Source organism: Tatumella citrea (genome assembly GCF_002163585.1).
Taxonomy (GTDB): domain Bacteria; phylum Pseudomonadota; class Gammaproteobacteria; order Enterobacterales; family Enterobacteriaceae; genus Tatumella; species Tatumella citrea.
This window is the reverse complement of sequence record NZ_CP015579.1, coordinates 921587-935114: the sequence shown is the minus strand read 5'-3', so window position 1 is coordinate 935114 and position 13528 is coordinate 921587. Positions and strand designations below refer to the sequence as shown.

14 protein-coding genes are annotated in these 13528 nt (G+C 50.1%); 7 read left to right on the top strand and 7 right to left on the bottom strand.

The genetic code is table 11. The features are described from left to right. Positions 1 to 11: 11 nt before the first annotated feature. Positions 12 to 1277, bottom strand: a complete 1266-nt coding sequence (lysA, locus tag A7K98_RS04450; protein ID WP_087487490.1) for a diaminopimelate decarboxylase — start codon at positions 1275 to 1277, stop codon at positions 12 to 14. Positions 1278 to 1435: 158 nt separating this feature from the next. Here lysA and A7K98_RS04445 point away from each other — a divergent pair, with 158 nt between their 5' ends. Genes A7K98_RS04445 through A7K98_RS04435 form a run of 3 tightly spaced genes read left to right on the top strand, consistent with a single transcriptional unit; the run spans position 1436 to position 3369 of the window. Continuing rightward, positions 1436 to 1837: a VOC family protein gene (locus A7K98_RS04445; protein WP_087487489.1), complete on the top strand. Its 402-nt coding sequence runs from the start codon at positions 1436 to 1438 to the stop codon at positions 1835 to 1837. A 48-nt stretch (positions 1838 to 1885) separates the two neighbouring features. Next, the gene (locus A7K98_RS04440; RefSeq protein WP_087487488.1) at positions 1886 to 2374 is read left to right on the top strand and encodes a nuclear transport factor 2 family protein; all 489 of its coding nucleotides are present in this window, start codon (positions 1886 to 1888) and stop codon (positions 2372 to 2374) included. 59 nt (positions 2375 to 2433) lie between these two features. After that, positions 2434 to 3369, top strand: coding sequence for a LysR family transcriptional regulator (locus A7K98_RS04435; protein ID WP_087487487.1), 936 nt, complete (start codon positions 2434 to 2436; stop codon positions 3367 to 3369). Positions 3370 to 3371: 2 nt separating this feature from the next. Here the strand turns inward: A7K98_RS04435 and A7K98_RS04430 are convergent, their stop codons facing one another. After that, positions 3372 to 4541, bottom strand: a complete 1170-nt coding sequence (locus A7K98_RS04430) for an MFS transporter (protein ID WP_087487486.1) — start codon at positions 4539 to 4541, stop codon at positions 3372 to 3374. Positions 4542 to 5003: 462 nt separating this feature from the next. On the opposite strand from A7K98_RS04430, the gene A7K98_RS04425 reads away from it, so the two are divergent. From A7K98_RS04425 to A7K98_RS04410, 4 genes are read left to right on the top strand one after another with little or no spacing between them, the layout of a single operon-like run. Continuing rightward, positions 5004 to 5303 carry a PTS sugar transporter subunit IIB gene (locus tag A7K98_RS04425; RefSeq protein WP_087487485.1) on the top strand — a complete coding sequence of 100 codons (300 nt, stop codon included), beginning with the start codon at positions 5004 to 5006 and terminating at the stop codon, positions 5301 to 5303. Positions 5304 to 5316: 13 nt separating this feature from the next. After that, positions 5317 to 6603: a PTS sugar transporter subunit IIC gene (locus A7K98_RS04420; RefSeq protein ID WP_087487484.1), complete on the top strand. Its 1287-nt coding sequence runs from the start codon at positions 5317 to 5319 to the stop codon at positions 6601 to 6603. A gap of 1 nt (position 6604) precedes the next feature. Beyond that, positions 6605 to 6943: a PTS lactose/cellobiose transporter subunit IIA gene (locus A7K98_RS04415; RefSeq protein ID WP_087487483.1), complete on the top strand. Its 339-nt coding sequence runs from the start codon at positions 6605 to 6607 to the stop codon at positions 6941 to 6943. Beyond that, positions 6940 to 8334 (top strand): 6-phospho-beta-glucosidase, encoded by a 1395-nt coding sequence (locus tag A7K98_RS04410; protein WP_087487482.1) that lies wholly within the window; start codon positions 6940 to 6942, stop codon positions 8332 to 8334. Before A7K98_RS04415 ends, A7K98_RS04410 begins: the two co-directional genes overlap by 4 nt. Positions 8335 to 8654: 320 nt before the next feature. On the opposite strand, the gene A7K98_RS04405 is transcribed toward A7K98_RS04410, so the two are convergent. From A7K98_RS04405 to manX, 5 genes are all read right to left on the bottom strand, one after another. Further along, complete coding sequence (locus A7K98_RS04405; RefSeq protein ID WP_087487481.1) at positions 8655 to 9821, bottom strand: nucleotide sugar dehydrogenase; 1167 nt, start codon at positions 9819 to 9821, stop codon at positions 8655 to 8657. 183 nt (positions 9822 to 10004) lie between these two features. Then, the gene (locus A7K98_RS04400; protein ID WP_087487480.1) at positions 10005 to 10466 is read right to left on the bottom strand and encodes a DUF986 family protein; all 462 of its coding nucleotides are present in this window, start codon (positions 10464 to 10466) and stop codon (positions 10005 to 10007) included. Positions 10467 to 10518: 52 nt separating this feature from the next. Then, positions 10519 to 11367: a PTS mannose transporter subunit IID gene (locus A7K98_RS04395; RefSeq protein ID WP_087487479.1), complete on the bottom strand. Its 849-nt coding sequence runs from the start codon at positions 11365 to 11367 to the stop codon at positions 10519 to 10521. A 12-nt stretch (positions 11368 to 11379) separates the two neighbouring features. Beyond that, complete coding sequence (locus A7K98_RS04390) at positions 11380 to 12177, bottom strand: PTS mannose/fructose/sorbose transporter subunit IIC (RefSeq protein WP_087487478.1); 798 nt, start codon at positions 12175 to 12177, stop codon at positions 11380 to 11382. 50 nt (positions 12178 to 12227) lie between these two features. Next, a complete protein-coding gene (gene manX, locus A7K98_RS04385) occupies positions 12228 to 13202 on the bottom strand; it encodes a PTS mannose transporter subunit IIAB (RefSeq protein WP_087487477.1) in 975 nt (324 codons plus the stop codon). Positions 13203 to 13528 lie beyond the last annotated feature (326 nt).

The window sequence follows — 13528 nt, the reverse complement described above, 5'->3', positions numbered from 1 at the left end:
GCTGTCAGCCATTACTGACCGGCGTCTGACTCCAGTGCCAGCAATTCACTGATGGTCTGGGCCCGGCGAATTTCACGCGGCTGACCTTCAGTAAACAATATCTCCGGGATCAGTGGCCGGCTGTTGTAATTTGAAGACATTGATGCGCCATAAGCCCCGGTATCATGAAATACCAGATAATCGCCAACCTTTGCCTGAGGCAGTGCACGCGGTTCCACCATGCCACCTTCCAGTTGGGTAAACACATCCCCGGATTCGCATAACGGTCCGGCCACGACTGAATCAACAGTGACGTTGCTGTCAGCCTGACTTCCATCGGCTGGCATCACGGAAATTTCATGGTAGCTGCCGTACATTGACGGACGCATCAGATCACTGAATCCGGCATCCACCAGCACAAAGTGGCGGCTTCCCATCTGTTTAACAGCACGTACCTGACTGACCAGAACACCTGACTGAGCAACCAGAAAACGACCCGGCTCAATTTCCAGGGTCACCGGATGTCCCAGGTGATCGGCAATCCGCTCACGTGCCCCGTTCCACAGGTTGTAATAGTGCGTCGGATCGATTTCTGCTTCTGCATAACGGTAAGGGATGGATAACCCGCCACCGGCAGAAATGGCCGGAACATCCGCTCCGCTGCTGATTACCTGATCCACCATCGCGTCACATACCTGTTGCAGATGCTGATAATCAACCCCGGATCCAATATGCATATGCAAACCTGCCAGCGTCAGTCCTTTATCACGCACCACCTGCAAGGCTTCATTCAGTGCCAGATACCAGATCCCGTGTTTACTGTTTTCACCACCGGTATTGGTTTTCTGGCTGTGACCATGACCAAATCCCGGGTTAATCCGCAGCCATACCGGATGACCGGCGGAGACTTCCGCCAGTTGATGCAGCATATCGATAGATCCGGCATTCACCGGAATCTTCAGTTCAGCCACCCGTTGTAATACCGCGTGATCGAGCACATCAGCAGTAAACACGATATCGTCGCCTCCGGCGGGATAACCGGCAACTAACGCCCGTTCAATTTCGCCCAGCGAAACAGAGTCAACTTTAACCCCGGCGTCGCGCATCAGCCGTAAAATATGAATATTAGAGCAGGCTTTCTGGGCAAAGCGGATCACGTCAAAATCCCCCAGTTTCGCAATCTGCCGGCGGATCACTTCGCCATCATAGGCCCAGAAGGGTCCCTGATAGTATTGTGCCAAAGGAAGCAGGTTTTTCTGGTTAAGGGCGGTTTCGGTGGTTGTTAACGGGCGTGGCATAATTTAGCGTCTCCTGTGCTGTTATCCACAGTAAGCCACAGCTTCACCATATTGAAAAATATCATTTCATCTGATATCTATTTATATCTGATATAGACTGTTGCAGTCATCTGTTTTCCGGCTGTCTCCTGAACTTACCTGATGTAAGGAATCTACCGTTGCGTACACAAAAGAAATGTATGGGTTATCTGGCCATTGTGGTTGACGATTACGACCGGGCAATTGACTACTATACTAACAGCCTGGGTTTTACTCTGGTGGAAGATACCCCGCAACCTGGCAAACGCTGGGTGGTTGTCACGCCTAACGTGGACAGCGACTGCAACCTGCTGCTTGCCCGCGCCTCTAACCCGCGACAAACCGAATTTATCGGGAACCAGTGTGGTGGCAGAGTGTTTCTGTTTTTGCAGACCGATGATTTCTGGCGTGATTACCACAAGATGTTAAAAGCCGGGGTCCATTTTTGCGAAGACCCGCGTGAAGAAGAGTACGGCACTGTGGTGGTATTTGAAGATCTCTACGGTAACCGCTGGGATCTCTACCAGAATCGTCAGAGCTGAGCCGGATACCGGCTAAGGCTTTTCTGTTAAAGGCACGGAGTTTTTCTCATGAAACATGCATTTGTTCTGGCAGTTAGTCTGTTCTGTTCAGCAGGAGCCCTGGCGGCAGCCAGTCAGCCTTTCCCGCCGCCATCGGCGCATAGTCCGGCACGGAATCTGCAACAGGAAAACAGTAATCTGCAACTGGTTTACCAGTTCTATCAGGATTTCTTTAATCAGCATAATTTACAGGCTGCAGACCGCGATTTGGCACCTGAATATAAGCAACATAACCCGCACGTACCTGACGGACGAGCACCGTTTGTCAGTTATTTCGCCGGGTATTTTAAAGCAAACCCGCAGGCCCATTCCGATATCACTCAGTATGGCACCTACGGCGACCGGGTTTTTCTGCGGGTTCATTCAGTAAAAAATCCTGATGACCGTGGCCGCGCTATCGTCGATATCTTTCGGGTGGAACACGGAAAAATTGTAGAACACTGGGATTCGGTCCAGGAAGTGCCACCAACCTCAGCCAACAATAACACCATGTTCTGAGTAACCACTCCTCCCTGCTCTGCCCCGGGTTTACGGGGCATTTTCGGTAATACAGAGTTATGCAAAAAATACACTGGCGTCAGATTGAGATCTTCCACGCCATTATGACCCGTGGCAGCCTGACTCAGGCAGCAGAGTTCCTCCATACCTCTCAGCCGACACTCAGCCGCGAACTGGCCCGGTTTGAGCAACAACTGTCCGTCAGCCTGTTTAGCCGTGTGCGTGGACGACTGCAACCAACAGTACAAGGGTTGCGGCTTTTCGAGGAAGTCGAACGCAGCTGGTATGGAATGGAAAGGATACGTGAAGTTGCCGAAGGATTGCGTGACTTTCATCAGGCCGAGTTATCGGTAGCCTGTCTGCCTGCCTTTTCCCAGTCACTGTTACCAGCACTTTGCCAACCGTTTCTGGAACTCTATCCGACAGTCAGCATGAATATTATCCCTCGTGAATCGCCGTTGCTGGAGGAGTGGCTTTCTGCGCAGCGTTATGACCTGGGAATGACTGAGACTCACAGTGTGCCCGCCGGGACTGAGTTACTGCCATTGCTTACCGTTGATGAAGTGTGCGTATTGCCGGAACATCATCCGCTGGCCTCACAGGATCAGCTGACCCCTGCTGATTTTTCCGGATTGCCTTTTATCAGCCTGTCCAAAGACGATAGTTACCGACAGTTGCTGGATAATCTGTTCCGTGAACAGGAAGTCAGCCGGATGCTGCGCATGGAAACGCACAGTGCGGCATCAGTATGTGCAATGGTTAAAGCGGGGATTGGTGTATCAATTATTAATCCGCTGACGGCACTTGATTATGCCGGTCGTGGAGTGGTTATGCGGCGTTTCAGTATCAGCGTGCCTTTTACTGTCAGTCTGATCCGGCCATTACACCGGCCAGCTTCCGCGCTGACCGGCGCATTTATTCGTCATCTGCAACAACAGGCCGGACAATTTGTCCGGCAGATTGAACAGCAGTTACAGCCTTCCAACACCCTCTGACATCACTGCTGGCGCAGTTCACGCGCCGGTGCATGTGACCCGCCACGGAAGGTTAACAACGCCACCAGTAAACCGACCACAGCCAGTACCGCTGCAGCGACCGGCACCGAAGTCAGTCCCAGGCCACGGCTAATCACCAGCCCGCCCAGCCATGCGCCGATAGCATTCCCCAGATTAAATGCTGAAATATTCAGTGTAGATACCAGATGCGGGGCATCTTTACCGTGACGTACTACATTGATTTGCAGCGCCGGAACGGTCGAGAATGTCGCCATTGACCAGATAAACAGGGTAATTTCGGCCAGCCACATTTCGCTGCTGGTCCAGCGGAACAACAGCGAAAATACGGCAATCAGAGTAAAGCTTAATAGCAGACTAAAAGAGACTTTCCAGTCCGCCAGTCGCCCACCCATGATGTTGCCGAGCGTCAGACCCGCGCCCATCAGGAACAGTGTCCAGCTAACACCTTTATCACTGATACCGGTCACCTGTAGCAGCAGCGGTGCGATATAGCTGAATAGCGCAAACATTGCTGCGGCAAAGAAAACTGTCATCAGCAGTGATAGCCAGAGTTTACCGTTAGCCAGTGCACTGATTTCACTCATCAGGTCGACCGGTTTTTCTTCCCGGTTGACCGGCAGGCTCAGCGCCAGACCAATAAACGCCAGAATCCCGATACCGCCCACGGCCCAGAAGGTGGCTCGCCAGCCGTACAACTGACCAAACCAGGTCCCGAGTGGCACGCCCAATACGTTCGCCAGCGTCAGTCCGGTAAACATCAGTGCCACAGCCGAGGCCTGACGGTTAGGCGCCACCAGGCTGGCAGCGACTACAGAACCGATGCCAAAAAATGCACCATGACATAGTGCCGTCACTACCCTGGCCAGCATCAGCAGATTGTAATCCGGTGCCAAAGCACACATCAGATTACCGAGAATAAAGATCAGCATCAGCAACAATAAGGTACGTTTACGCGGCAGACGTGCCGTCACCAACGCCATAATCGGAGCACCAATCGCCACCCCCAGTGCATAGCCACTAATCAGCCAGCCGGCAGACGGGATAGAGACATGCAGGTTCCCCGCCACATCGGGGAGTAATCCCATAATCACAAACTCAGTGGTTCCGATAGCAAACGCACTCAGTGCCAGTGCCAGTAGAGCTACGGGCATAAAGACTCCTGTTATAATTTATTAGAAACTACGACACCCGGCGACAGGCGCAGGTCCCCACCGGGTCAGACTGAATGATTGAATGAAACAACACAGCACACATATCAGTAAAGCACAGCTTAGCCAGTGATCAAACTACCGTTACTGCAATTCATTATTGCATTAGCCGCAAAAGTCGCTGACGAGTATTTAACTACAGAATAATTCCTGAACAGCTTATGAAAATGAAATATTTTACTATTCCGGTCAACAACTGAATTTCTTTATTTTATCCACAAATACAATTAAAGACCCAAGTAATAAAATCCACTAATAACTTTCTAAAAAATAAAAAACCACTGAAATAACCCTCTGTTTTCCCCCGTGTGATTTACCGCACACTATAAATTAAATATAACCTGTATAAACCCGATAGCACATTATTATCATTCAGGATGAATGGATCGCACTCAGGGAAGAACTATGAAAAATATACTGCTTTGTTGTGCCGCAGGAATGTCCACCAGCATGCTGGTCAGCCGCATGCAGAAATATGCCGCAGACCAGTCGATTGACGTTGAAATCAATGCCATAAGTATCAATGAATTAGACTCCCACCTTACCAATACAGACTGTTGCCTGCTGGGACCGCAGGTTAAATATAAACTGGCCGAAGTGCAGCAAAAACTGGCGCCACTGAATATTCCGGTGGCAGTAATCGATATCCGTGACTATGGCATGATGCGCGGCGATAAAGTACTGGAATCGGCGCTGGCGATGTAATTACGGAGGGGATATGGATATTAACCGCATGTTTTCCGCACTGGAACGGGTCATGTTACCTGTTGCCGCCAAAATATCATCTCAGCGGCATATTATGGCTATCCGGGACGGATTTATCTCAGTAATGCCATTTATGATTATCGGTTCTTTTATACTGATATTTGCCTACCCGCCGTTCTCAGAAGGTAATCAGTTTTTTATTGCCAAAGGCTGGTTATATATTGCTGCCGAATACAAACAGCAACTACTCACCCCGTATAATATGACAATGGGGATTATGTCGGTGTATATCTGCCCGGCAATCGGTTACTGCCTGGCGCGACACTACCGGCTGGAGGGGCTGAACACGGCATTGTTGTCACTGGTAGCCTTTTTACTGATCTGCTGCCCGTTAAACAACGGAATGATAGAGAGCAGCTATCTGGGCGGTTCCGGGATCTTCACCGCCATCATTGTCGCGATAGGCGTCTGTGAACTGTCACGCGCCTTACAGCAGAGAAATATCGGTATCCGCTTACCGGAACAGGTACCGGATAACATCCGTAAATCCTTTAATCAGTTAATTCCATTGTCACTGGTGCTGCTACTGCTATTCCCGGTCAGCCTGGCCGTACAGTCATTCAGCGGTATGCTGATTCCGCAGGCGATTATGGCACTGTTCAGCCCGCTGTTATCCGCCTCAGATTCATTACCGGCGGTGATCATTGCGGTGATTATTTGCCATGTACTGTGGTTTGCAGGAATTCATGGCGCAACGATTGTCAGCGGCTTTTTACAGGCATTCTGGCTGACTAATCTGGGTATTAACCAGAGCAGGCTGGCCAGTGGCCTGGCGGCAGAACATATTTTTGTCGAACCTTTCTGGGCCTTCTTTATTACCCTGGGCGGCTCCGGGGCCACGCTCGGACTGGTACTGCTCTACCTGCGCAGTAAATCTGCCCACCTGCGCTCTATCGGAAAAATATCGCTGGTGCCCTCGCTGTTTAACATTAATGAACCGGTGATATTTGGGACTCCGATAGTGATGAACACCCTGTTTTTTATCCCGTTTATCCTGACCCCGGCGGTTAACGCGGTCCTCGCCTGGTTTGCCATTAAATATGGTCTGGTGGCGCATATTGTCTCTCTGGCGCCGTGGACCTCTCCCGGCCCGATTGGTGCGGCCTGGGCGGCTGGCTGGGATATCAATGCCGCCCTGCTGGTACTGGTACTGGTGTGCAGCTCTGCACTGATCTACTACCCGTTCTGCAAACTGTATGAACGGAGTTTGCTGGCCGAAGAACAGACCCCCGGAGCCTGAGATGGATATTAATGAAGAAATGATGATCAACCTGATTTTGTGCGCCGGCGAGTCCAAATCCTACGCCATGGAGGCAATACAGGCAGCGCGTATCAGCCAGTGGGAAACGGCGGCCGATTGTCTGCAGAAGTCCACGCTGTCAGCCCGACAATGTCACAACAGCCAGACGCAACTGATTGGTCTGGATGAAGGTTGCGGCAAAATCCCGGTCAGCCTGATTATGGTTCATGCTCAGGATCACATTATGAATGCCATGCTGTGCCGGGAGATGGCGGAAGAGATTGTCGCGCTGTATCAGAAATTCAATTCACTCACCTCACTGAGAAAGGAAGCCGAATGAAAATAGTGACTATCGGGGGCGGTTCCAGCTATACCCCGGAGCTGATAGAAGGATTTATTCTCCGCAAAGATAAATTACCGATCAAAGAGATCTGGCTGGTAGATATTGAGGAAGGCAAAGAGAAGTTGCAAATTGTCGGCGATATGGCAAGACGAATGATTGAATCTGCCGGGCTACCGTGGCAGGTTCGTCTGACGCTGGACCGTAAAGCCGCCCTGAAAGATGCCGATTTTGTCACCACGCAGTTTCGCGTGGGCTTACTGGAAGCCCGGCTGAAAGACGAATGCATTCCTTTAGCTCATGGCTATCTCGGTCAGGAAACCAACGGGGCAGGCGGTATTATGAAAGCCCTGCGTACCATTCCGGTGATCCTCGACATTATCAAAGATATGCGCCAGCAATGCCCGAATGCCTGGCTGGTTAACTTCACTAACCCGGCAGGGATGGTTACCGAAGCGGCTATTCGTTACGGGCACTGGGAGAAAACGATTGGCCTGTGTAATGTGCCGTTCAGCCATATTGAACAGGCAAAAACAGTGCTGGACCAGCCGGAACAGGCACTGTTCTTTAAATTTGCCGGGCTGAATCACTTTCACTGGCACCGCGTATGGGACCGCCAGGGAACTGAGCACACCGCCGTGCTGCTGGAGGCGATTTATGCGGACCAACAGCAAAATGAAGGCCTGACCAATATTCATCAGATTCCGTTTAATGTTGAGCAGGTTCGCCACCTCGGACTCCTGCCTTGTGGCTACCACCGCTACTATTACCTGGAACAGCAGATGCTGGGCCATGCGGTTGAAGATTTTGAAAATTACGCCACCCGCGCCGAAGTGGTTAAAGCCACCGAGAACCGGTTATTTGAAATGTATAAAAACCCGGACCTGAAAGAAAAACCGGCAGAACTGGCACAACGCGGCGGCGCACATTACAGCGATGCTGCCTGTGATTTGATTGAATCAATTTACAACGACAGCCGAAAAATGATGGTAGTCAGCACCCGCAACAATGGCGCGCTGGCAGACCTGCCTTATGACAGTGTCGCCGAAGTCTCTTCCTATATTACCTCGCATGGTGCCGAGCCGCTGACCTGGGGAACCTTCCCCCCTGCAGCACGAGGGATGTTGCAACTGATGAAAGCAATGGAGCAAACGGTGATTGAAGCCGCTGTAACGGGTGACTACGGTGCGGCTCTGCATGCCTTCACCATCAATCCGCTGATTCGTGGCGGCGATACCGCCCGTCAGGTACTGGACCAGTTGCTGTATGCCCATAAAAAATATCTGCCGCAGTTCAGCGATGCTATCGCCCGCATTGAAGCGACTCAGTCTGCAGATACCCGGTTTGTTGACGATTTACTGGCCGACCGTAAGAACCATCAGCAACAGTGAGCCAGCGAAAGACTTTCTAGTGTCCTGTTAAGTCAGGAAAGCAGTAAGCAGTAAGCAGTAAGCAGTAAGCAGTAAGCAGTAAGTAGTAAGTAGTGAGTAGTAAGTAATAAGCAGAGAGAAGTTAATCACTTATCAGTGCATCTGCTGTTAAGCAAATATGTTTCTTATGACTTCATTAGTAAGCAGTGACTCCCTGAAGGGGTGTCAGTACTGGCAAGGACGCTGGACGGCCCCCCGGATACTGCAGGATAACAGGGAGTAAAGTTAAGCCCCACAGCACGGTGCAATACGCCTGCTGCGGGGCTTTCTTTCAGAACGGTTTAATCGCTACCGAATAAATCGCGGGTATAGACTTTATCGCTGACATCTTTCAGCTCATCGACCAGCCGGTTGGCAATAATCACATCGCACTGCTGTTTCAGCTCATTCACATCGTGAGTGACCGGTGAATTAAAGAACAGAGGTTCATTCAGCACGGGTTCATAAACCATCACGTCCACACCTTTAGATTTCAGGCGTTTCATAATGCCCTGCACCGCCGAGGCACGGAAATTATCTGAACCGGCCTTCATCACCAGCCGATAGATACCCACTTTTTTCGGCTTACGTTTTAAAATACTGTCGGCGATAAAATCTTTGCGGGTACGGTTCGCATCAACAATTGCGCTGATAATATTGTTGGGTACGTTGTGGTAGTTAGCCAGTAACTGTTTGGTATCTTTCGGCAGGCAGTAACCACCATAGCCAAACGACGGGTTGTTGTAGTGGCTGCCGATACGCGGGTCCAGGCCGATGCCTTCGATGATCTGACGGCTGTTCAGACCGTGGTGTTCGGCATAGCTGTCCAGTTCATTGAAGTATGAAATTCGCAGCGCCAGATAGGTATTGGCAAACAGTTTAATCGCTTCGGCTTCAGTATCATCGGTAAACAGTACCGCGATATCCTCTTTTTCTGCGCCTTCCACCAGCAGTTCGGCAAAGCGTTTTCCGGCAGGCGTCTGGCTTCCGACCACAATACGGGACGGGTACAGGTTGTCATACAACGCACGCCCTTCACGCAGAAACTCTGGCGAAAAAATAATATTGTCTACGCCAAGACGCTGTTTCAGATCACGGGTAAAACCGACCGGGATGGTGGACTTAATCACGATGGTTGCCTGCGGGTTAATCGCCAGCACATCGTTAATTACAGACTCAACGCTTTTGGTATTAAAGTAGTTATTTACCGGATCATAATCGGTTGGCGTGGCCACAATCACATAATCAGCGCCGGTGTACGCCAGCTGCTTATCGGTGGTTGCCGTAAAATTCAGCTGTCTGGTCGCCAGATAATGTTCGATTTCAGTATCGACAATCGGTGAAATACCGTTATTCAGTTTATCGACTTTGGCCTGGTCGATGTCTAACGCGACCACTTCATTATGTTGTGCCAGTAGAATACCATTAGAAAGCCCGACATAGCCGGTACCGGCAATAGCAATTTTCATAGTACATACGTCCATTGAGTAAGCATAAAACTGCCAGACTCTGCGATGCTCAGGCAGAGCGGAATAATGGACACTATTGTGCCGCTGCCAGCCACAACAACCAAACAAATTATGAGATTTTTTGTGCTTTTAGGAATCAGGAGGAATCAGTTGAGGGTAACAAAGCGCACTAAAACACGGCTTTCAGCCGTGCGTTGCCACCATAGTACGGTAAATCTGTTCAAGATCATCAATGTTTCGTACGCGGATCAGCAAATTACGTGATTCGAGGCTAATGACTAATACCCCATCCTCTGACAGATTAATTTTCTGAATCCGCGAGTAAGGAATATACAGCGAAGAGAACCAGAACCCATCCGGTTTAAATAACAGCATCGGACGGCGCAGCCATATCATGTAGACCCCTGCCAGCAGCAGCACCGACAGCAGCCAGTTGGTCAGCGCTGACCCCTGGTGATTAATATTGTTGTACAGCAATATCGCTACCAGCCCGATAAAAATAGTACCGTCAATCCGTTTGCCACGTAACAACCCTACTTTCAGCGTTGTCGGCCCCTTCAGCCAGCCGGTGACCACTTCATCAAACAGTAACCAGCCAGTCAGGCAGACGGCAAACAGTAACAAAATACCCTCGGTCAGCGACATAAACACTCCCAAAAACAGCGGGGGCAATTTGCCCCCGCAACACTATTACAGATTAAAGACCCAGTAATCCTATGGCATAACCCACAATACCGATAACGAAGAAGCCAATAATGATCCACAGCGCATTCACTTTCTTACGCAGCAACCACATACAGGCGAAGGTTAACAGTAACGGTACCAGACCCGGCATCAACTGGTCGATAATAGTCTGAACTGTGGTCACATGCTCAGCGCCGTTCGGGTCTTTAATGGTTGAGACCACTAACGGAATATTCACATGGGTCCATTTGTTAACCAAAGCCCCCATGACAAATAAGCCGAGAATCGACGCTCCTTCCGTCAGTTTTTGCAGGAAGCCACCGCCCATATCTTTGACGATATCAATCCCTTTACGATATCCGTAAGCCACACCGTAATAACGGGTCAGCAGGCGCACAATATTAAACAACACAAAGAACAGTAATGGCCCGAGCAGGCTACCACTCATCGCAATACCTGCCCCAAGTGCCGCAAATACCGGACGCACAGTCCCCCAGTAGATCGGGTCACCTACCCCGGCCAGCGGGCCCATCAGTCCGACTTTGATACCGTTAATCGCAGCATCATCGATTGCCGCGCCGTTGGCACGTTGTTCTTCCATCGCCAGTGTAACGCCCAGTACCGGCGCCGCCACATATGGATGGGTGTTAAAGAATTCCAGATGACGCTTAATCGCCTGACGGCGGGCATCGTTATTTTCCGGATACAACCGGCGGATAGCCGGAACCATCGAAAAACAGAACCCCAGCGCCTGCATACGTTCAAAGTTCCATGAGCCCTGAAACAGGTTTGAACGGATAAAGACACCACGAATATCGCCGGGGGTGAGTTTTTTCTCTGTCGGACGAGCTGTATCAACCATTTCTCTCACCTCTTAATCTAATTCGTTATCAAGGTCGTTGTTTGCTGCCGCCGCCGCAGGTGCCGCAGAACGGTTATATTTAGGGCTGAGCTGGATATACAGCACCGCCATCACCGCGCCGATAACACCCAGCGCCACCAGGTTGAAATTAGTGAACGCTGCAGTGACAAAACCAAGGTAAAAGAAAGGCATCAGGTAGCCGGCACGCATCATATTAATCACCATGGCGTAACCGACGACGACTATCATACCGCCTGCGATGTTCAGACCATTAGTGACAACTTCCGGAATGGAATTCAGCATAGCCTGAACTTCACTGGTACCGACCGAAATAGCGACAATGACCGCAGGTATTGCAATACGCATTGCCTGCAACAACAACGCCGAAACGTGTATCCAGGACAATGCCGTCAGGTTGCCGTTATTCGCCGCCTTATCAGCAGCATGCTGGAAACCGACGGTAATGGTACGAACAATAATAGTTAATACCTGGCCGGCAGCGGCCAGTGGAATGGCCAGCGCGATACCGGCACCGATACCCTGATGCCCGGCAATAACCAGGATGGTAGATATAATTGAAGCCAGGGCAGCATCCGGAGCTACAGCAGCACCGATATTCATCCAGCCCAGAGCAATCATTTCTAAAGTACCGCCGATAATAATCCCGGTTTTCATATCACCCAGGACTATACCCACTAAGGTACAGGCCACCAGAGGACGGTGGAACTGAAACTCATCAAGTATCGACTCCATGCCGGAAATACAGGCAACGATGAATATCAGTACAATCTGAAGGGTGGTTATCTCCATTGTACTTCTCCTGTGAGGTTAAACTGATAATGCGACACAGCAGCCAGGGGTTACTGGCTCACTTTGCCGATAAGATCCATCATTTTTAGTTTCTGATCAGTTGAGACCTTCCGCACTTCCAGCTCAATGCCCCTGGCATTAAGTTTTTTGAACGCCTCAATATCTTTCTCATCCACAGAAACTGCATTATTCACCTGGGTTTTACCCTGACGGAATGCCATACCCCCGATATTCACGCTGGTGATTTTTACTCCCCCATCCACCAGTCGTTCAACATCCGTTGGATTGGTAAACAGCAGCATGACCCGCTGACCGGCATATTTAGGGTTGTTATAAACCCGCAGCATCTTGGCGATATCAACGACATGGGCAGTCACTCCGGGAGGAGCTACCTGGGTCAGCAATGTTTTACGCACCTGATCAGCAGCCACTTCATCGCTGACCACAATAATGCGCGAAACATTGGTTTCTTTGGTCCAGCGGGTCGCTACCTGACCATGGATCAGACGGTCATCGATACGTGCCAGACCTATGGTCATATAATCACTGGCGGACATCGGTTTCACCGGTGCTGCAACGGCAGGTTTCACTGCCTGAGGCGCGGCCACAGGGGCAGTCGCTTCTTCTGGCTGATGTTTCAGGGCGCGCACCCCTTCACGGCCGGTTTCCAGTGCCAGATCCACCAGTTCGGCAAAGGTCGGGTTATCATCTCTTGCCATAAAGGTTTCGACCAGCATTGGCACGTTAACCCCGGCAATCACTTCGTAATTCTCTTTATCCACCACAATGCGGCTGGCCGCATTAAACGGGCTGCCTCCCCAGGTATCCACCAGGAACAGTACTCCCTCACTGGTATCGAGCTCAGTTAACCTCGCAGTATATTTTTCAATTAACGTGTCAGCATTCTCACCGGGAACAAAGTCAATCCAGCCGACGTTTCCCTGTTCGCCTAAAAGCATTTCTGTGGTCTTCAGTAGTTGTTCAGCTGCCCAACCATGAGTACCAATCACAATAGCAATAGTCACTTGCTACCTCCCGTTGAACTACATCTTTCTCAAAGGTCCCGCACCTGTCATTGTTATGATAGAAAAGCCACGCAGGTGTCAGGAAAGTGTATTCATTGACAGAGTTATTTTATGCTCTAAAAAAAATAAATTATGTGATGAAGCGCAGTAAATTGAGGGAATAAATAGACCTTGTCTGATACCTGACATTATTAAAAGTAATACATTTCGACAAAGTGAAGTATTTATAACAAACCGGTTAAAGAAAAATAACCAGAGTTCAGATCCTGTTACTGAGTTAACAGCAGCGAAGCGAATATATTTATAATAATGATTTATAAAGAGAT

Bases quoted from the DNA above. Each gene is read 5' to 3' on its own strand.
- A7K98_RS04395 (WP_087487479.1), bottom strand. From the start codon at position 11,367: ATGGTTGATACAGCTCGTCCGACAGAGAAAAAACTCACCCCCGGCGAT.
- A7K98_RS04405 (WP_087487481.1), bottom strand. From the start codon at position 9,821: ATGAAAATTGCTATTGCCGGTACCGGCTATGTCGGGCTTTCTAATGGT.
- A7K98_RS04435 (WP_087487487.1), top strand. From the start codon at position 2,434: ATGCAAAAAATACACTGGCGTCAGATTGAGATCTTCCACGCCATTATG.
- lysA (WP_087487490.1), bottom strand. From the start codon at position 1,277: ATGCCACGCCCGTTAACAACCACCGAAACCGCCCTTAACCAGAAAAAC.
- A7K98_RS04410 (WP_087487482.1), top strand. From the start codon at position 6,940: ATGAAAATAGTGACTATCGGGGGCGGTTCCAGCTATACCCCGGAGCTG.
- A7K98_RS04430 (WP_087487486.1), bottom strand. From the start codon at position 4,541: ATGCCCGTAGCTCTACTGGCACTGGCACTGAGTGCGTTTGCTATCGGA.
- A7K98_RS04415 (WP_087487483.1), top strand. From the start codon at position 6,605: ATGGATATTAATGAAGAAATGATGATCAACCTGATTTTGTGCGCCGGC.
- A7K98_RS04420 (WP_087487484.1), top strand. From the start codon at position 5,317: ATGGATATTAACCGCATGTTTTCCGCACTGGAACGGGTCATGTTACCT.
- A7K98_RS04440 (WP_087487488.1), top strand. From the start codon at position 1,886: ATGAAACATGCATTTGTTCTGGCAGTTAGTCTGTTCTGTTCAGCAGGA.
- A7K98_RS04400 (WP_087487480.1), bottom strand. From the start codon at position 10,466: ATGTCGCTGACCGAGGGTATTTTGTTACTGTTTGCCGTCTGCCTGACT.
- A7K98_RS04390 (WP_087487478.1), bottom strand. From the start codon at position 12,177: ATGGAGATAACCACCCTTCAGATTGTACTGATATTCATCGTTGCCTGT.
- A7K98_RS04425 (WP_087487485.1), top strand. From the start codon at position 5,004: ATGAAAAATATACTGCTTTGTTGTGCCGCAGGAATGTCCACCAGCATG.